General features: G+C 63.9%; 15 protein-coding genes. 7 read left to right on the forward strand and 8 right to left on the reverse strand.

Going from position 1 to position 18717, the window contains the following annotated elements; translation table 11 throughout:
* Window positions 1-42 precede the first annotated feature (42 nt).
* Entirely contained in the window at window positions 43-1812 is a 1770-nt protein-coding gene (locus ACNOHI_RS16270; protein WP_420475729.1) for a thiamine pyrophosphate-requiring protein, read from the forward strand.
* 64 nt (window positions 1813-1876) lie between these two features.
* Window positions 1877-2989 carry an NADH:flavin oxidoreductase/NADH oxidase gene (locus ACNOHI_RS16275; protein WP_420475794.1) on the forward strand — a complete coding sequence of 371 codons (1113 nt, stop codon included), beginning with the start codon at window positions 1877-1879 and terminating at the stop codon, window positions 2987-2989.
* A 3-nt stretch (window positions 2990-2992) separates the two neighbouring features.
* Here ACNOHI_RS16275 and ACNOHI_RS16280 read toward each other — a convergent pair whose 3' ends face one another.
* The 3 genes from ACNOHI_RS16280 to ACNOHI_RS16290 all read right to left on the reverse strand — a co-directional run bounded on the left by ACNOHI_RS16280 (window position 2993) and on the right by ACNOHI_RS16290 (window position 5908).
* Complete coding sequence (locus ACNOHI_RS16280; protein ID WP_420475730.1) at window positions 2993-3682, reverse strand: aspartate/glutamate racemase family protein; 690 nt, start codon at window positions 3680-3682, stop codon at window positions 2993-2995.
* Between the two features lie 191 nt (window positions 3683-3873).
* Window positions 3874-4572: a hypothetical protein gene (locus ACNOHI_RS16285; protein ID WP_420475731.1), complete on the reverse strand. Its 699-nt coding sequence runs from the start codon at window positions 4570-4572 to the stop codon at window positions 3874-3876.
* A 199-nt stretch (window positions 4573-4771) separates the two neighbouring features.
* Complete coding sequence (locus ACNOHI_RS16290; protein ID WP_420475732.1) at window positions 4772-5908, reverse strand: metallophosphoesterase; 1137 nt, start codon at window positions 5906-5908, stop codon at window positions 4772-4774.
* Window positions 5909-6158: 250 nt separating this feature from the next.
* Here ACNOHI_RS16290 and ACNOHI_RS16295 point away from each other — a divergent pair, with 250 nt between their 5' ends.
* On the forward strand, window positions 6159-8753 hold the full coding sequence (locus tag ACNOHI_RS16295) for an EAL and GGDEF domain-containing protein (RefSeq protein WP_420475733.1): 2595 nt from the start codon (window positions 6159-6161) through the stop codon (window positions 8751-8753).
* Window positions 8754-9073: 320 nt separating this feature from the next.
* Window positions 9074-10708, forward strand: a complete 1635-nt coding sequence (locus ACNOHI_RS16300; RefSeq protein ID WP_420475734.1) for a catalase — start codon at window positions 9074-9076, stop codon at window positions 10706-10708.
* Window positions 10709-10711: 3 nt separating this feature from the next.
* Here the strand turns inward: ACNOHI_RS16300 and ACNOHI_RS16305 are convergent, their stop codons facing one another.
* Complete coding sequence (locus ACNOHI_RS16305) at window positions 10712-11590, reverse strand: formate/nitrite transporter family protein (protein WP_420475735.1); 879 nt, start codon at window positions 11588-11590, stop codon at window positions 10712-10714.
* Window positions 11591-11761: 171 nt separating this feature from the next.
* Between ACNOHI_RS16305 and ACNOHI_RS16310 the strand changes: the two genes are divergently transcribed.
* From ACNOHI_RS16310 to ACNOHI_RS16320, 3 genes are all read left to right on the forward strand, one after another.
* Window positions 11762-12106: a hypothetical protein gene (locus ACNOHI_RS16310; protein ID WP_420475736.1), complete on the forward strand. Its 345-nt coding sequence runs from the start codon at window positions 11762-11764 to the stop codon at window positions 12104-12106.
* Between the two features lie 125 nt (window positions 12107-12231).
* On the forward strand, window positions 12232-13962 hold the full coding sequence (gene ybaL / locus ACNOHI_RS16315) for a YbaL family putative K(+) efflux transporter (RefSeq protein WP_420475795.1): 1731 nt from the start codon (window positions 12232-12234) through the stop codon (window positions 13960-13962).
* 26 nt (window positions 13963-13988) lie between these two features.
* Window positions 13989-14879 carry a universal stress protein gene (locus ACNOHI_RS16320; protein WP_420475737.1) on the forward strand — a complete coding sequence of 297 codons (891 nt, stop codon included), beginning with the start codon at window positions 13989-13991 and terminating at the stop codon, window positions 14877-14879.
* 7 nt (window positions 14880-14886) lie between these two features.
* Here ACNOHI_RS16320 and ACNOHI_RS16325 read toward each other — a convergent pair whose 3' ends face one another.
* From ACNOHI_RS16325 to ACNOHI_RS16340, 4 genes are read right to left on the reverse strand one after another with little or no spacing between them, the layout of a single operon-like run.
* Window positions 14887-15624 (reverse strand): ABC transporter substrate-binding protein, encoded by a 738-nt coding sequence (locus tag ACNOHI_RS16325; protein ID WP_420475738.1) that lies wholly within the window; start codon window positions 15622-15624, stop codon window positions 14887-14889.
* A 10-nt stretch (window positions 15625-15634) separates the two neighbouring features.
* Window positions 15635-17134 (reverse strand): tripartite tricarboxylate transporter permease, encoded by a 1500-nt coding sequence (locus tag ACNOHI_RS16330; protein WP_420475739.1) that lies wholly within the window; start codon window positions 17132-17134, stop codon window positions 15635-15637.
* 9 nt (window positions 17135-17143) lie between these two features.
* Window positions 17144-17644, reverse strand: a complete 501-nt coding sequence (locus ACNOHI_RS16335; RefSeq protein ID WP_420475740.1) for a tripartite tricarboxylate transporter TctB family protein — start codon at window positions 17642-17644, stop codon at window positions 17144-17146.
* Complete coding sequence (locus ACNOHI_RS16340; RefSeq protein WP_420475741.1) at window positions 17641-18621, reverse strand: Bug family tripartite tricarboxylate transporter substrate binding protein; 981 nt, start codon at window positions 18619-18621, stop codon at window positions 17641-17643. The genes ACNOHI_RS16335 and ACNOHI_RS16340 overlap by 4 nt, the downstream gene beginning before the upstream one ends.
* Between the last annotated feature and the right edge of the window lie 96 nt (window positions 18622-18717).

The following is an 18717-nucleotide window of genomic DNA, read 5'->3' on the forward strand; positions in this document are numbered from 1 at the left end:
CGACTTGCGTGCCGTCTCCCTCCCTCTTCACAGGAGACCGCCATGGCCGGGACTGTCGCAGACTTCCTCCTCCACCGCCTGCAGCAATGGGACATCCGCCGCGTCTACGGCTATCCGGGCGACGGCATCAACGGCATCATGGGCGCCTTCGGGCGACAGGACCGCATCGAATTCATCCAGGCACGACACGAAGAACTGGCCGCCTTCATGGCCTGCGCCCATGCAAAATTTACCGGCGAGGTCGGCATTTGCCTGGCGACCTCGGGACCGGGCGCAATCCATCTGCTCAACGGACTGTATGACGCCAAGCTCGATCATCAGCCTGTCGTCGCCATCGTCGGCCAGCAGAAGCGCATGGCGCTGGGCGGGGATTACCAGCAGGAAGTGGATCTCCTGTCGCTGTTCAAGGACGTTGCGCACGAGTACGTCCACATGGCAACGACCCCCGAGCAACTGAAACACCTCGTCGACCGCGCAATCCGCATCGCGAAGGAGCAGCGCACGGTGACTTGCCTGATCATTCCCAACGACCTGCAGGAACTCGAAGCCGTCGAGGTACCGCCGCATGAGCATGGCTCAGTGCACACCGGCATCGGCCTGACGACGCGCAGCCTCGTTCCTTCACGGGAAGGATTGCTGCAGGCGGCGGAAATCCTGAACCGGGGAAAGAAGGTTGCCATTCTCGCGGGCGCCGGCGCGCTCCATGCCACCGACGCCTTGCTCGATGTCGCCGAAGCACTGGGCGCCGGCGTCGCAAAAGCGCTGCTCGGCAAGGCGGCGGTGCCGGACGACATTCCCTTTGTCACTGGCACCATCGGCATGATCGGTACCGGGCCGAGTTTCGAGTTGATGAACAACTGCGACACCCTGCTGATGGTGGGAACCGGTTTCCCCTACGCCGAATTCCTGCCTGAAGAAGGCAAGGCCAGCGCCGTGCAGATCGATATCGACGGCCGCATGCTGGGACTGCGCTATCCGTCCGAATGCAACCTCGTCGGCGACGCGCACGAAACCTTGCGCGCCCTCCTGCCGCTGCTGGACCGCAAGAGCGACCGCGGCTGGCAGATGCAGATTGAACAGGATGTGCAGCGATGGCAGCAAGTGATGGAACGCCGCGCGCAGGATGCAGCCGCGCCGATGAATCCGCAGCGCGCTTTCCGCGAGCTGTCATCGCGGCTGCCGGAGGACTGCATCCTCACCGTCGACTCCGGGTCCGCCACCGCATGGTATGCGCTGCACCTGCAACTGCGGCGCGGCATGGCGGCGTCGCTGTCGGGCGGACTGGCGACGATGGGCTGCGCGCTGCCGTACGCGATCGGCGCCAAGTTCGCGCACCCGCAGCGTCATGTCATCGCGCTGGCCGGCGACGGCGCGATGCAGATGAACGGGCTCAACGCCCTCATCACCATTGCCCGCTACTGGCGGCGCTGGGGCAATCCGAAACTGACCGTCGCGGTGCTCAACAACCGCGATCTGAACTTCGTGACCTGGGAACAGCGCGGACAGCAGGGCGACCCGAAATTCGCGCCGTCGCAAGAGTTGCCCGACTTCGCCTATGCCGATTTCGCGCGCATGCTCGGCCTGCATGGTTTCCGCGTGGAGCGCGCGGAGGACGCCGGGCCGACATGGGAAAAGGCCTTGCAGGCGGACCGTCCCGCCGTTGTCGAACTGGTGGTCGACGCGAACGTCCCGCCGCTGCCGCCGCAGGTGACGCGCAAGCAGATGCGTTCGTACTATGAGGCTATCGCCAAGGGTGACCAGGATGGCGGCGCGATCAAGCAGGCAATCATGCAGCAATCGTCGGAAACGTGACGTCATGCAGGCGCCGCGCATTGATGGTTAAATGACCGCTCTGCTGTTTCCACCAAGGCTATCCATGAGCGCGCTCTTTACCCCGATTTCCCTCGGCAACCTGTCCTTGAAAAACCGCATCGTCATCGCGCCGATGTGCCAGTATTCCGCCGACAATGGCGCGGCCACGGAATGGCACCAGGTACATCTCGGCCATCTCGCGTTGTCGGGCGCCGGCCTGCTCATCATCGAGGCGACGGCGGTCGAACCGGAAGGCCGCATTTCCCCGTCCGACCTCGGCCTGTGGTCAGACGAAACCGAGCGCGCACTGGGAAGCGTGTTGCATGCGGTCCGAAAATATTCGCCGATGCCGATCGCCATCCAGCTTGCCCATGCGGGCCGCAAGGCATCGACGCACGTGCCATGGGAAGGCGGAAAATCCATTGCGTCGCACGCCGGAGGATGGCGCACCTTCGCGCCGTCGGCCCTTCCCTTTACCGAAGGCGACGAGACACCGATCGCGCTTGATGCGGCCGGATTGCAGCGCATTCGCGACGGCTTCGCGGCAGCCGCACGCCGCGCCGAGCGGCTCGGCATCGACGCCATCGAAGTGCATGCCGCCCACGGTTACCTGCTGCATCAATTCCTGTCGCCGCTGTCGAACCGGCGCGAGGATGAATACGGTGGTTCGCTGGAAAACCGCATGCGCTTTCCGCTGGAAGTCTTCGACGCGGTGCGCGCCGGCTTCAATCCGGACAAGCCCGTGGGCATCCGCGTGTCGGCGACCGACTGGGTGGAAGGTGGCTGGGATGTCGAACAGACGGCGGCGTTCGCGAAGGAACTGAAGAAGAGCGGCTGTGCGTTCATCGACGTGTCGAGCGGCGGACTCTCGCCGCTGCAGCGGATTCCGCTCAAGGCGGGCTACCAGGTGCCCTTCGCCGAACACATCCGGCGCGAATCCACTATTCCGACGATTGCCGTGGGCCTGATTACCGAAGCGGAACACGCCGAGGACATCATCGCCTCCGGCCAGGCGGACATGGTGGCGCTGGCACGCGGCATTCTCTACGACCCTCGCTGGCCATGGCACGCGGCGGCGAAGATGGGGGCGCAGGTCGACGCGCCGCCGCAGTACTGGCGATCGCAACCGCGCGAGGCGAAGGATTTGTTCAGCCAGACCTTGCCGGGCAAGCGCTGAGGGCTACTCCTCGACGCACCAGGCGAGCCACTCGGCGACGATGCCGCGCGCCAGGCAGTGTGCACCGTCGGCGACATGCAGCGCGGCATTGACCTGCCGCGCCACTCTGCTCAATGCGAAGCAGGAAACCAGCACGGTATCGACGCCGGCTTCGGCGGCGCTGCCGAGGAAATCCACCCAGCGGCGTTCCAGCCGGTGCGTATCTCCTCCCAGCCGCGCAGTCGTAATCAGGGAATCGATTTCCTGCTGCCATCCGGGATCGACGAGCCTGTGCCCGCCGCGCCACAGCGCCCGCTGGAAGATTTCCGACGCCACGACGGATTGCGGCGCAACCAGCGCGATGCGTTGCGCCGAGAGCGGAATCGCCTCCAGCATCAGGTCGATGGGGTTGAGGACGCGCACGCCGACCGACTCCGCCAGGTTCGGGAGGTGAACAGGCGCACTGTCGCAGGCCAGCGCCAGGAAATCCGCGCCTGCCTGCTCCAGCCGCCACATGGCATTGCGCAGGACGTCGTTCGCATCACCGTTGTCCGGGACCGTTTCCATGGCGACGAGCGTCCGTGGAAAATCGCTGTCGTGCCGCGCGCCGTACTGTGATCGGCATTCCTCCGCGAGGAGATCCAGCAAGGCGCCCGAGGCGCCAAGACCGAGACTGGACACCACGCCGATGGTGGGAGAGATCGGGGATTTCATGCCGTCCCCCGTGACAGGTCCTCCACTCCCGAGGATATTCCCGTTTTCATGGCATTGCCTCTTGTTATTGTCGATAACCGGAACGTGCAAGGGGCGTGCCATTCCGGCCGGCGAGGCCCATGATGAAAGTGTGCACTCAGCGCGGCCAATTTCCGTCAGTTAACTGACGAAATCCGTCCTTGTTCGCGTATCTACGTGTCAAATTGCAGCGGCGCGCAGGTAATGCGGCCCGGCTTGGCCGCCATGTCCGCTTGTTCGCGCGACGCATGCTGAGTGAGCAGGTACTTTTCCGCGCCGTGCACGTCGGGGTTCGGATACACGTTCAGGAACAACTGCTGCTTCTGCGGGATGTTCTCGAGGTAGCGCGGCCCGTTCTCCGACAACTGCCCCTCCAGCGTAAATACGGTGACCACATCATCGTCGCCGATGTAGCCGTGCACCTTGTACACCGGATGGCGCGCACGGGTGGTGATGATTTCCACCGGCTGCTTGGTCGTGACCAGACGCACCGGCTTGGCGAGGTCGAGCGGGGGAAGGTCCTTCTGTTCCGTTGGCGGTGGCGGCATGGACCGGGTAGGTCGATGCGCGGTCGCCGTGTGCGGGTGCGTCTCGTGGGTGCCGTGCGGCGGGCGCTCCTGCGTTTTCTGCGCGACGGTTTCGGTGAACGGTTCTTTCCTCAACGGCGGCTCCTTCCTTGGCTGCCGGTTGTCGGGCGGGCGCACCGATCGCGGCGGTTCCTTGAATGTGCGCTTGGGCACGTTGAACGTCACTTCATAGTTGTACAGCTGCTCGTCGGTCATGTCCGGGAACGGCGCAGGATGGCCGCCGTCGACGGTGCGGAATTCCACCACAGGCTCGCGCCTGCCGAGCAGGGTGCCGAGAATGCCCACGTCGATCTCCTATAAAACGCATTTCATCAACAGGAGCGCTCTCCCGCTGATGGAATACGTTCACCGCAAGCCGACCGTTTCGACACGGACGAGGGGCGCGGGTTCGATACCCTAAGGACATCTTTCGCGTGATTTTGTTTCCGGATGTAGCGTGGCCCGTATGCGCGCACCATGCTTCTAACGGACGCTTACAAGCCGGTCAGCCGCGTACCAGCCGCACGCGCGTGATTTCCGACGGTGCGCCGAAACGCTTGGGCGGTCCCCAGTAACCGGTGCCGCGCGAGATGTATACCCACATCCTGCGCAAGCGCTGCAGTCCCGCGACCCACGGCTGCTGCATCGGGACGAAGAAATTCCAGGGAAAGAACTGACCGCCGTGCGTATGTCCGGACAATTGCAGGTCGAAGCCGGCATCCGCGGCGCGGGTTGCCGTGCGCGGCTGGTGGGCGAGCAGGATTTTCGCGCCGACGTCCTCCGGTGCGCCGGCGATCGCGGCATGCGGATCGCTGCGGTGCGATGCGTCGAAATGATGGGCGCTGTAGTCGGTCACGCCCGCGACCAGCAGCGACGCGCCGCGGTGCTCGAGCACCACGTGTTCGTTGAGCAAGACCGTCAGCCCGAGCCGGCGAACCTCGGGTATCCATTCATGCGCGCCCGAGTAGTAGTCGTGGTTGCCGGTAACGAAATAGGCGCCATGCCGCGCGCGCAGTCGCGCAAGGGGCGCCGTATGCGGGGCCAGCCGGCGCACGCTGCCGTCGACCAGATCTCCGGTGATCGCCACGAGGTCGGCTTCGAGCGCGTTGACGGCGTCGACGATGGCATCGAGATAACCGCGCTTGATCGTCGGGCCGACGTGGATGTCGCTGATCTGGGCGATGGTGAAACCGTGCAGCGCCTGCGGCAGCCCCTCGATCGGGACGTCGACGTCGACCACGCCCGCGACGCGCCGCGCGTTGATGAGACCGACCAGCGTGGCCAGCACGGCGAGCGCGGGAACGGCGGCGGCACTCCAGGTGGTGAAGGCATCACCGGCGAAACCGGTGAGCAGGCCGACGCCCAGCACGAGGTCGCGCAGGAAGGTAAACACCAGCAGCGAGGAGAACATCCCCATCGCCAGCATGCCGGCCCAGGTGACCCTGTCGGCGACATGCGGGGTACGAATGGCATGCGCGAAGAAACCGGCCGGGACAAGAAACACGGAGACGCCGAGCCACGCCACACCCGCCCACCGGCCTGCCGCCGACAGCGGCAAAGCGGGCAGGATGCGCCAGCCGATATAGGCGTGCAGTAACGCCAGGATACCAAGGAGGATCAGTGTCGAAGAGCGTAAGCGCATGCCGAAATCCAGTCGAAGACCTGCTTGCGCCTCGCAGGGGGGAGACGCAACAGCGTTGCTTCTATCTTGGGATCAAAGGACCGCGATTCAATAGGCGCGGCGCGGGAACTGCGCGCCGCGCAGGCCAATCATATTTGTATTCCGGAGTAGCGGAAGTCAGATAACTATTGGTTGTTACGCCGGCGCAAGCCTGCGAAGACGACCGGCCAGCCAGCCCATTGCCCGCCAGCCAGTTTCCAGGAGCATGCACATGCACGAAGCGCCTGACTTCGCCGCCATCGTAAACGCTTCCCCCTATTTCTACCTGATGCTCGCGCCGGATCTCACGATCATGGACGTGAATGATGCCTATGTGAAAGCTGCAGGGCGAACGCGCGAGGCGCTGGTTGGACGCAACGTGTTCGACGCTTTTCCTCCAACCCCGGACAACCCGGAGGGCGCCGACCAGTTCCGCGCGTCCTTCGCGCGCGTGATGGCCGAACGCAAGCCGGACACGATCGCGCTGGTGAAATACGCGATTCCCGATCCCGATACCGGCGGTAACGGCATGGTGGACCGCTATTGGAGCATCGTGCATACCCCCATCCTCGACGGTGCGGGTGAAGTGACATGCATCGTGCAGAATCCGATTGACGTCACCGAACTCTACACGCTGAAAAAAGCCTTGCGCGCTGTCGAGCAGGCGCAGGATTTCCGCTTTCGGACGGAGGGAAGCCTGTTTTCGCGCTCCCGCGAGCTCGAAGAGACGAATCGCATGCTGGATGCCAAGCTGAACGACTTGCGCAGGCTGTTCGAACAGGCCCCGGGTTTTGTCGCCGTCGTGCGCGGGCCGGAGTTCGTTTTTGACATGGCCAACGAGGCCTACCAGCAACTGGTGGGCCACCGGCAACTGGTTGGACGGGCCTTCCGGGACATCCTGCCCGAGCTGGACGGACAGGGATTCATCGAAATCATGGACGAGGTATTGAAGACCGGCAAGGCGTTCGTCGGCAGGGGGATCAAGGCGACCGTGCAGCGCGAAACCGGCGGTCCGAAGACCGATATCTATATCGACCTCGTGGTGCAGCCGATCACGGACACCGACGGCACGGTGTTCAGCCTGTTCGTGCAGGGGCATGACATCACGGCGCAGAAGCGCGCGGAGGATGCGCTGCGCATCAGCAACGAACGCTGGAAGCTCGCCATCGAAGGCACGGGCGATGGCGTCTGGGACTGGGACATGCAGTCCAACGAAGTCACCTATTCGGCACGCTGGAAGGACATGCTCGGCTATGCCGAGCACGAGATCGGCAACACCGTCGACGAGTGGCGCAACCGCCTGCATCCGGACGACGCGGCCGCCACGCTGGCGCTCCTGCACGAATGCATCGATGGCAAGGTGACCTCCTTCAAGGACGAGCATCGGTTGCGCTGCAAGGACGGGACGTGGAAATGGGTGATGGCGCGCGCGATCGTGGTGACGCGCGACGAGCGCCGGCGGCCCTTGCGCCTGACGGGCACCATGACCGACATCTCGGCGAAGAAGGAATCCGATGAACGCATCTGGCGCCACGCGAATTTCGACACGCTGACCGGCCTGCCCAACCGGCGCCTGTTTCGCGACCGCCTCGACCAGGAGGTGCGCAAGGCACACCGCACCGGCATGCAGGCGGCGCTGCTGTTCATCGACCTCGACCGCTTCAAGGAAGTCAACGACCTGCTCGGGCATGACGCCGGCGATCTGCTGCTGACGCAGGTCGCGCGACGGCTGGGCGACTGCGTGCGGGAGTCCGACACTGTGGCGCGGCTCGGCGGCGACGAATTCACCGTCATCCTGACCGAACTGGACGACGAAGGGCACGTGGAAATCCTCGCCAAGAAAATCCTCGATGCGCTGCATGCGCCCTTTCATCTTGGCAATGAGGTTGCCTATGTATCGGGCAGCATCGGCATCACGATGTATCCGAATGACGCCGGCAATCCGGAAGAGCTGATCCGCAATGCCGACCAGGCCATGTATGCGGCCAAGGCGGCGGGGCGCGACCAGTTCAGTTTCTTTACGCGATCGATGCAGGAACATGCGCATGCCCGGCTGCGTCTGAGCGGCGACCTGCGCAATGCACTCGGGGAGGGGCAGCTCTGTGTGCACTTCCAGCCGGTCGTCGACCTGCAAAGCGGACGCATCGTGAAGGCGGAAGCATTGCTGCGCTGGCAGCATCCCAGCCTGGGCGCGGTGGAGCCGGTGGAATTCATTCCGCTGGCGGAAGAGTCGGGCATGATCAACGAGATCGGCGACTGGGTGTTCCGGCAGGCTGCGGACTGTTCCCTGCGCTGGAGCGCTGTGACTGGCGCGCCCTTCCAGGTTGGCGTCAACAAGTCGCCGGTGCAGTTCCTGACACAGGGAAAGGAAGACAACTGGACGGACTATCTCCAGCAGCATGGCATGCCCGGCGGCAGCATCACCGTCGAGATCACGGAAGGGCTGCTGCTCAATGCGTCATCATCCATTCTCGACAGGCTGATCGAATACCGCGATGCCGGGATCGAACTGGCGATTGACGATTTCGGCACCGGATATTCCTCGCTTGCCTATCTGAAGAAATTCGACATCGATTACCTGAAGATCGACCAGTCCTTCGTGCGCGACATCGCCGTCGACGAAGGTGACCGTGCCATTGCGGAATCGATGATCGTGATGGCGCATCGTCTCGGATTGAAAGTCATCGCCGAAGGCATCGAAACGCAGGAGCAATGGGAGCTGCTGCGCAATGCCGGCTGCGATTTCGGACAGGGTTTCCTCTACGCGGCGCCCGCGCCGGCGGAAGAGTTCGAACGCCTGCTGTCGCGCGGCGCAGTGTTTCATTAAAAAAATCCCCGCGCAAGGCGGGGACAAGAGAGCTGCGGAATGGCAACCCTTGAAGACACCGTTCTGCTATCGGCAATATCAGGCGGCATCGTCTGGACCAGATTGCCTCCCGCATCTCCAGGTGATGCTTGTAACAATCACCGGGATGCCCGGAGTATGCACGCGCCAAGCTTTCGGCCGCCTTTCAATTGCATTGTTTCGCGTCGGTACTGCCGGACGCTGCTATCGCAATGATTGAAAGGTTCAAATGCAAGCATTGAAACAAACGCCTTCCATATCAGTCCCACTTTCCTCTTCACTTCAGACACGAAAGGAAAGTCATGAAGGACAAGCAGAGCAAACAGGGCAAGCAGGCTGACCGTCCGGTCCTGACGACGCGCCAGGGGCACCCGGTGAGCGACAACCAGTCGCTGCGATCAGTCGGAGAACGCGGCCCCGCCACGCTGGAGAACTATCAGTTCATCGAGAAGATCACCCACTTCGACCGCGAACGCATTCCCGAGCGCGTGGTCCATGCGCGCGGCACCGGTGCACATGGCTGGTTCGAAGCTACCGGCAAGATCGGCAACGAGCCGGCGGAGAAATACACCCGCGCCAAGGTCCTCACGCAGACCGGGGTGCGCACTCCCGTGTTCGTGCGTTTTTCCACTGTCATCGGCGGCAAGGACTCGCCCGAGACGGCACGCGATCCGCGCGGCTTCGCGGTGAAACTGAAGACCGTGGACGGCAACTGGGACCTGGTCGGCAACAACCTGAAAGTTTTCTTCATTCGTGACGCCATCAAGTTTCCGGACATGATCCACGCCTTCAAACCCGACCCGGTGACGAATCGTCAGGAGCCGTGGCGCTTCTACGATTTCGTGTCGCAGACGCCGGAAGCGCTGCACATGGTGACCTGGGTAAAGAGCCCGTGGGGCATCCCGGCAAACTATCGTGAAATGGAAGGCTCCGGCGTCAACACCTACAAGCTGGTCAACGACCAGGGCGTCGCCCATCTCGTCAAATTCCACTGGCAGCCCAAGCAGGGTGTGCGCAATCTGACGGCCGAGCAGGCAGCGGAAATCCAGGCGCGCGACGTGGGACATGCGACGAAGGACCTGTACGACGCGATCGAGCGCGGCGACTTTCCCGAGTGGGAATTCTGCGTGCAACTGATGGCCGACGGCGAGCATCCCGAACTGGACTTCGATCCGCTGGACGACACCAAGCGCTGGCCGGAGGACAAGTTCCCGCTGCTGCCGGTGGGCCGCATGGTGCTCGACCGCAATCCGGATAACGTGTTCGCCGAAAGCGAGCAGTCCGCTTTCGGCACCGGCGTGCTGGTTGACGGCGTGGACTTCTCCGATGACAAGATGCTGCAGGGCCGCACCCTGTCGTATTCGGACACGCAGCGTTACCGCGTCGGCCCGAACTACCTGCAACTGCCTGTCAACGCGCCGCAGGAAAAGGCGCGCGCGCAGACGAACCAGCGCGATGGCCAGATGGCGTATTACGTCGACGCCGGCAGCGAAAACAAACACATCAACTACGAGCCGAGCAGCCTGGGCGGCATGAAGGAAGCGCCGAAGCCGGCAAAGGATTACCACCAGTGGGTGGAAGGCCACCTCGGCCGCTACCAGACCACGCGCACGACGGACGACTATAAACAGGCCGGTGAACGCTACCGGACTTTCGAGGACTGGGAACGCGATGAACTGGTCAACAACATCGGCGGCGACCTGAAGCAATGCCCCGAGCCGATCCAGCTGCGCATGATCTGGCACCTGTGGCATTGCGACGAGGACTACGGCACGCGGGTCGCGGAAATCGCGGGCGTGCGGCTGGAAAAGGCGCTCGATCTGCCGCCGCTGCAGGGCAAGCCGGCGCCGCATGAAAAACGCGCGGGTCCCACCTATACCAGCGGCAAGAAGGAGGAAGCGGCTCGCAGCCAGCAGGAAGGGGCGCCTGCCAAGTAGCCGTCACTCGATCTGTTTCGGCGCGGCCGCTCCCTGGTCGCGCCGGAAGATCAGCCAGTAGATGCTGCCGACGAGCAGCGTTCCGCCGACCCAGTTGCCCAGGGTGACGGCGGCGAGATTGATCGCGAACTGCGTCGCGGGGATGTCCACGAGAGCGCGGTCCGTGCCCAGCGTCGTCCAGAAGCTGTCCGGCGCACCCCATTTGATCATCAGGCCGTAGGGCACGAAGAACATGTTGGCGACGCAGTGTTCGAAACCTGCCGCGACGAAGGCGGTGATCGGAAACTGGATTGCCAGGATTTTGCCGCTGGTGGTCTGCGCGGCCATCGATACCCACACGGCAAGGCAGACGAGCACGTTGCACAGAATGCCGAGGAAGAAGGCCTGCACGGGTGGAAATTTGCTCTTGGCCGCAGCGAGGTAAAGCGCCGCGCTCCCCACCTCCGCATGGCCGAAGCTGTAATGGCCGGCAAAAAAGACAAGCGCAGCCGTGCCAAGTGCGCCCACGAAGTTGCCCAGCCATACCGTCGTCCAGACATGCAGCATGCGCCGCGTTTTCAGCCGCCCGCTCGCCCACGCCATGACCATCAGCGTGTCGCTGGTAAACAACTGGGCGCCGGCGATCACCACCAGGATCAGGCCGAGGGAAAAGGTGATGCCCATCAGCAGGCGCGTGAGGCCGAAGGGCAGGTAATCGGCGGCGCCTGCGATCGTCACCGTGGCAAACAGTCCGCCCAGCGCGACGAAGGCGCCGCCGAGGACAGCGAGAACGAACAAGGTAAGCGTATCCTGCTTCGCCTTCTTGACGCCCAGGTCCTCGGCCAATACGGCGATGGCGGAAGGCATCAGCGGGTCGGCGGACTTTGGCGGGGGCTGGATCATGTTGCTTTGGCAATGCAGGACGGGATCGGTTCGATCCTCAGCACGACTTGCGGGATGCGCACCGGAAAAAATTGAATAACGAACAGGTCCGTGCTTCTTTCAATTCGGCATCATGTCGCGCTACACTAACCCGCTGTTCCGCCATCACACCGACCCTCCACCATCGCACCCATGCTTCGATTGCTGAAGACATTGCTGGTAGTTTTCCTGCTACACCTCCTTCCCGCACACGCCGGGTTGGCTGTGGACGGCCAGGATGCGCACGCACGCGTTGTCGATTGTGTTGGGGTGAACGATGCAACAGCCGACCAGGCAGCAGCCGATGGCGTACTCGCCCCTGAGGCTTCCGCCCAGGACGACCTGGAACCTGCCGACCCCGCCTGCCATATTGCACAGTTCGGCAAACATCGTCAGCCCCTGCTTGCAAGACGATTGCAGACCGGTAGTGGCGCCCCTGCATTTTCCTCCCACATTCCGCGGGGCCCGGACAGGCCCGACTGGATTCGCGCATCCTGATTTCTTCAGGTTCGAACTGACCTGCCGGCGCGTCGCGCCGCCAGGAACCACGCGGCCGCCTGGCCGCGCGTGCGGAGCCTTCCGCGTCCATGAAATCACTCCATGCGAAGGAGGAATGCGTCACGATGGAACACAATATTTCCCTGATCACCACGATTGCCGCCGGCTTCGGCGCGGCACTCATCCTCGGCTTCATCGCCGAGCGCCTCAAGGTGCCTGCTCTTGTCGGCTACCTGCTGGCCGGCATACTCATCGGCCCGGCAACGCCGGGTTTCGTCGCCGATGTCGATACGGCATCGCAACTGTCCGAGATCGGCGTCATGCTCCTCATGTTTGGCGTCGGCCTGCACTTTTCGCTGGATGACCTCCTGTCCGTCAAACGCATCGCGGTTCCCGGCGCGGTCGTGCAAATGGGCGCGGCAACATTGCTGGGGATGGCCGTTGCCATGTTCTGGGGATGGGAAAGCGGACCGGCCTTCATCTTCGGCCTCACGCTGTCATGCGCCAGCACCGTCGTCCTGCTGAAGGCGCTTGAAGCGCGCGGCGTGCTGGAATCGATGAACGGCAGGATCGCCGTCGGCTGGCTGGTCGTGGAAGACCTGGCGACCGTGCTGATCCTGGTCCTCCTGCCGCCGCTCGCCGGCGCGCTCGGCGGCGCGAACCCGGCAGGGGCGGCCGACGGGCCGATCTGGCGCACGATTGCGCAGACGATCCTTCAGGTCGGCGCCTTCATTGCCTTGATGCTGGTGGTCGGCCGCCGTGTGCTCCCGTGGTTCCTCGCGCGCGTCGCCGATACCGGTTCCCGCGAACTCTTCACGCTCAGCGTCATTGCCGCCGCGATCGGTATTGCCTATGCCTCTTCCGCCCTGTTCGGCGTCTCGTTCGCCCTCGGCGCCTTCTTTGCGGGCATGGTCATGCAGGAATCCGAATTCAGCCATCGCGCCGCGCAGGAGTCGCTGCCCTTGCGGGATGCGTTCTCGGTGCTGTTCTTTGTCGGCGTCGGCATGCTCTTCGAGCCGACGGTGCTGGTCGAGCAGCCGCTGCGCGTCCTGGCGGTCGTCGCCATCGTCATCGTCGGAAAATCGATTGCTGCGATGGCGCTCGTCCTGTGCTTCCGCTATCCGCTGAACACCGCGTTGACGGTCGCCGCGAGCCTGGCGCAGATCGGTGAGTTCTCCTTCATCCTCGCCGGCCTCGGCATGTCGCTGAAACTGTTGCCCGCGGAGGGCATGAGCCTGGTGCTCGCCGGCGCGCTCATCTCGATCGCGCTCAATCCGCTGGTCTTCAGCAGCATCAAACCCATGCGGGCGTTTGCGCTGCGCCACTCCTCGCTCGCCCGGCAGTTCGAACATCGGGACGACCCACTCGCGGCGCTTCCCATGGACACGGAAGGCAAGTTCCTGCAGGGGCAGCTTGTCCTTGTCGGATACGGCCGCGTCGGACGTCGCGTTGCCCAATCGCTTGCCGACCACAACATCCCCTTTGTCGTCGTGGAACAGAATCGTGAATTGGTGGAAAAGCTGCGCCAGCAAGGCCTTGCGGCGGTGTCCGGCAGTGCGGCCGACCCGGCCGTGCTGGTGCAGGCGCATATCGCCCAGGCCGCCATGCTCGTGGTGGCGACGCCCGATCCTGTGGGGGTGCGCCAGATGGTGGATACGGCGCGGCAGCTGAACCCTGACGTGGAAATTGTCCTGCGGACCCACAGCGAGGAAGAGTCGCGTCTGCTGCGCAGTGCTGCCCTCGGTACGGTCTTCTTCGGTGAGGCGGAGCTTGCCAAGGGAATCAGCCGGCACATCCTGGCCCGCTATCAGCGGTCGGAGTCGGTCGGCGCACCCATGGCAGCCGGCCATTCCTGAACGTCATCCTTTATATGGAAAAGATCATGACAACTGGGCTGAAACATATCCTTGCCGCAACCGATTTCTCGGCGCCGGCCCGCCACGCCGCCGCACGGGCCGCCGTCATCGCCGCCAGCCATGGGGCGACGCTCGATCTCGTGCATGTGGCCAGCCTCTCTCCGCTCGAGCGCTTCGAACGCATCGTCGCCGGCATTCCACACGATCTTGCGCATCGTGTCGTGCAGGACGCGCGTGATGAATTGGATACGCTGGCAGCGGCGTTGCGACAGCAGCATGGGGTGACACCTTCCGCGCATGTCGCCACCGGGACGGTGCTGGAGGAACTGCGGGCCAGCGCGCTTGCACTCGACACCGACCTGATCGTGCTCGGCGCACGCGGGACGAGCTTCATGCAGCATCTCCTGATCGGATCGACAGCGGAACGCATGGTAAGCAAGAGCCAGCGCCCCATGCTGGTCGTGAAGCAGGCGCCGCACGAGGAATATCGCAGCGTGCTGGTGCCGATCGACCTGTCGGCCGCCTCGTTGCCGGCGCTTCTCCTTGCGCGAACAATGGCGCCGCGGGCCGACATCGTACTCCTGCACGCCTACGAAGTGCCGTTTGAGGGAAAGCTCCGGTACGCCGGCGTGGACGAGCAGACGTTCGACTACTACCAGGGTGCCGCGCGCCTCGATGCCGGCGACAGGCTGGAACAGCTCTGCCTAGCGGCCGGATTCAGTCCGGGGCAAGTGCGCGGCATGGTTCTGCACGGGCGGCCCCTGCAGCACATCCTGGAGCAGGAACAGGAGCTCGAATGCGACCTGATCGTGATGGGAAAGCACGGGGACAGCGCCCTGGAAGACCTGCTGCTGGGCAGTGTGACCAAGCATGTGCTGGCCCAGTCGCAGTGCGACGTCCTCGTGTCCTGTACCTGAAATCCGTTCAGTCGCGCGGAGGGGCGACTGATGCGCCCTCGATGCCATGGCGGGCCAGCGATTCCTGCACGAATCCCGATGCCTTCATTTCCTCGACAAAGCGCACGAGGTAATCGACGGCAAGGGGAGGACGCGCCTTGGGCGTTGCCATCGCCTGCTGGATGACCATGAAGCGTCCCGGCAGGAGGCGCAGCCCGGGAAAGCGGGTGCAATCCGACTCCAGCTGCTGGCGCACGCCAGCCGCGACTTCCAGCGCTTCGGCGACGAAGGTGTCGACAACGGTTGGCGAGGTCGGTGCGCGCACGATTTCGGCCCGCTGCAATTCGCGGGTCAAGTAAAGGTCATAGGCGCTGCCCTTGCCCACCGCAACGCGGATGCCTGGCATGTCGACCTGTTCGTTGGCGGTGATTGGCGAATCCTGCCTCACGAGATAGCAGCCTTCAATCAGCACGTAAGGCGAGGTGAACGAGATGCCTTCACCCCGCACGGGATCGATGGCGACGAAGCCGACGTCGACGATGTCCTGCTTGAGCGCTTCGGCTGACTTTCCCGCCGCATCGAAGACCATGTACTGTACTCCCACGCCGAGGCGGCGGGCCAGTTCATTCGCCAGGTCGACGGACACGCCGTAAGGCATGGCGCCGCCGGGTTGTGCCCTCGCCAGGATCGGATTGCCGAGGTTGATGGATGCGCGCAGTGTTCCGGCGGGAGCGAGCGTGTGCAGAAGTTCTGTGGAAACAGTCATCGGATGCCCTCTATTCGTCATCGCCCTTGAAGCGATGCAGTCCCTTGAACACGAACGGCGCCAGCAGCGCGATCACGGCAATCACGATCAGCGTCGCGGAGAACGGATGCTTGAAGAACACCAGGTAGTCGCCGAGGCTGACCTGCAAGGCGCGGCGGAACTGGCTCTCGGCCATGGGGCCGAGGATCAGGCCGACGATCATGGGGGCCACCGGATAATCCCAGCAGCGCATCAGGTATCCGGTGATGCCGAAGATGACAAGTATCGTCAGCTCGACCACCGATGGATTCGCGGCCAGCGTCCCCATGGAAGCAAAGACCAGGATGCCGGCATACAGCCAGGATTGCGGTACGGAGAGCAGCTTGACCCAGAGGCCGACGAGCGGCAAGTTGAGCACGAGCAGCATCAGGTTGCCGACGAAGAAGCTGGCGATCAGGCCCCAGACCATCTCCGGGTTGGTGGTGAACAGCAGCGGACCGGGAACCAGGCCGTACTGCTGGAAGCCGGCCAGCATCATCGCGGCGGTGGCCGAGGTGGGCAGGCCGAGCGCGAGCAGGGGCACGAGCGTGCCGGTGGCCGACGCATTGTTCGCCGCCTCCGGGCCAGCGACGCCGGCGATGGCGCCGTTCCCGAATTCCGCGGGATCCTTGGACAGCTTGCGTTCAAGCGAGTAGGAGAGCAGCGTCGGCACCTCCGCGCCGCCCGCAGGCAGGGCACCGATAGGAAAGCCGAGCAGGGTGCCGCGCAGCCATGCCTTCCACGATGCCTGCCAGTCCTTCATCGTCATCCAGAGGGAACCGCGTACCGGCTCGACCTGCTCCGCGTGTTCCTTGAACCGGCATGCGACGTAGAGCGCTTCACCCATCGCAAAGAGGCCGACGGCCAGCGTCGTGATCGAAATGCCATCCATGAGCGCCGGCACGCCGAAGGCGAGACGGGCCTGCCCCGTCAGCTTGTCGATGCCGATGAGGCCGAGGAACAGGCCGAGCGCCAGGCTCGTCACGCCGCGCAGCACGGAATGGCCGAAGGTGGCCGACACCGTCACGAAGGCCACGACCATGAGGCCGAAGTAATCCCAGGGGCCGAACTGCACGGCGAGTTCGACGATGGTCGGCGCCAGCACGGCGAGGCCGACGGTGGCGATGGTTCCCGCAACGAAGGAGCCGATTGCCGCTGTCGCCAGCGCCGGTCCGCCACGTCCATTGCGCGCCATCTTGTGTCCCTCGATGGCGGTCGCGATCGAGGCTGCCTCACCCGGCGTGTTGATCAGGATCGCCGTGGTCGAGCTGCCGTACATGCTGCCGAAGTAGATACCGGCAAACATGATGATCGAACCCGTCGGATCGAGCTTGAAGGTCACCGGCAGCAGCAGGGCGACGGTGAGCGACGGGCTGATGCCGGGCAGGATGCCGACGAGCGTGCCGAGCAGGACGCCGATTCCGGCGAAGAGCAGGTTGCCGGGCTGCAGGGCGGTCCAGACGCCGTCCAGCAGCAGGGAGAAGATTTCCATGATGTTCCTTTAGCCGAACAGCAGCCGTTCGAGCGGGCCGGCAGGCAAGGTCAACGAGAGCGCCTTGGTGAAGAACACATAGACAAGTACGCTCAGTGCAAGGCCGTACACCGGCCCGAGGGACAGCAACTTGCGGCCGAAACCGCATGCAGTGCATACAAACAAGACCGTCGCGCCGATGATGAAGCCGCCACCCAGCGCGAGAACAACGATCTGCGCAATCAGGCCGCCGAGTACCCACGCCAGTGAGGCCGGGTTCATCACCTCCTCCAGCGCAAGGTCCAGGCTCGCGCTGCGGTTGCGCCATGCGGTAATGAAGTGCGCCACACCCAGCAAACCGAGCAGTCCGCCGATGAGCTTCATCGCGACCGACGGTCCGACGCCCGGACCGGTGCCGCTTGTCACCCTGAACGCATCAACAAGGGTCAGCGTGGCCAGTGCCAGCAGCACCATGCCGACGACCAGCGGCGCCCGCCACGCGGGCACCTGTTGCGCAGCCGGGCTCGTCATTTTGCGAGTCCGATCGAGGTCAGCACATCCTTGACCCGCGCCTGGTCGTTCTTGAGGAACACGGCGAACTGGTCGGCGGGCAGGTAGGCGTCATCCCAGCCGCGCGCCTTCAGGATCTTGGCCCACTCGGGCGACTTGATTGCCTTGTCGACGGCCATCGCGAGCGCCTTGCGTTGGTCGGCCGAAATGTTGGGCGCCCCGACGATGCCGCGCCAATTGACGAGTTCAACCTCCATGCCCTGCTCCTTGAGCGTCGGCACCTCGACACCGGTCATGCGCTTGCCGGAAGAAAGCGCGAGCGCGCGCAGCTTGCCGGCCTTGATCATGCTTTCGAATTCGTTGTACCCCGACACACCCGCTGTCACGCGGCCACCAAGCATTTCCGCCAATGCTTCACCGCCGCCCGAGAAGGGAACGTAGTTCAGCTTGCTCGCATCGCCGCCCGCGGCCTTTGCCACCAGGCCGGCGAGGATATGGTCGGCACCGCCTGCCGAGCCACCTGCCCACACCACCTTCGAGGTATCGGCCTTCAATGCAGCCGCCAGGTCCTTGATCGTCTTGTGTGGAGAGTTGGCAGGCACGACCACGACGAGCGGATCCGCGGTCAGGCGCGCGATCGGGGTCACCGTGTCCAGGTTGACCGGCGACTTGTTGGTCAACACGGCACCCAGCATCGTGATGCCCATTGTCATTAATTGGTTGCCATCGCCCGCCGCGCTATTAACGAATTGCGCGAGGCCGACCGTCCCGCCGGCGCCGGGAACGTTGACCACCTGCACGCTCTTTGCAGCACCGGTTGCGACCATGACCTGCTGCAGGGAACGGGAAGCGCCGTCCCACCCGCCACCGGGTGCAGCGGGCGCAATGATCTTCAGTTCCAGCGGATTCTGCGCCAGTACCGGCGCGGACGCCGCTACGACGGCGCCGAGTGCGCATGCGCGCAGGACTGCCCCGAACACTTGGTTCAACTTGAACATTTCAACATCTCCTAGAAAAGGTGCCACGAAGAAAGCGCGGGATTGTTGTAGTCGGAGGACTTCCGCAGGTCCGCCGTTTTTTCATTGTACGACACT

This window comes from Noviherbaspirillum sp. ST9 (genome assembly GCF_048799745.1).
Taxonomy (GTDB): Bacteria; Pseudomonadota; Gammaproteobacteria; order Burkholderiales; family Burkholderiaceae_D; genus Noviherbaspirillum.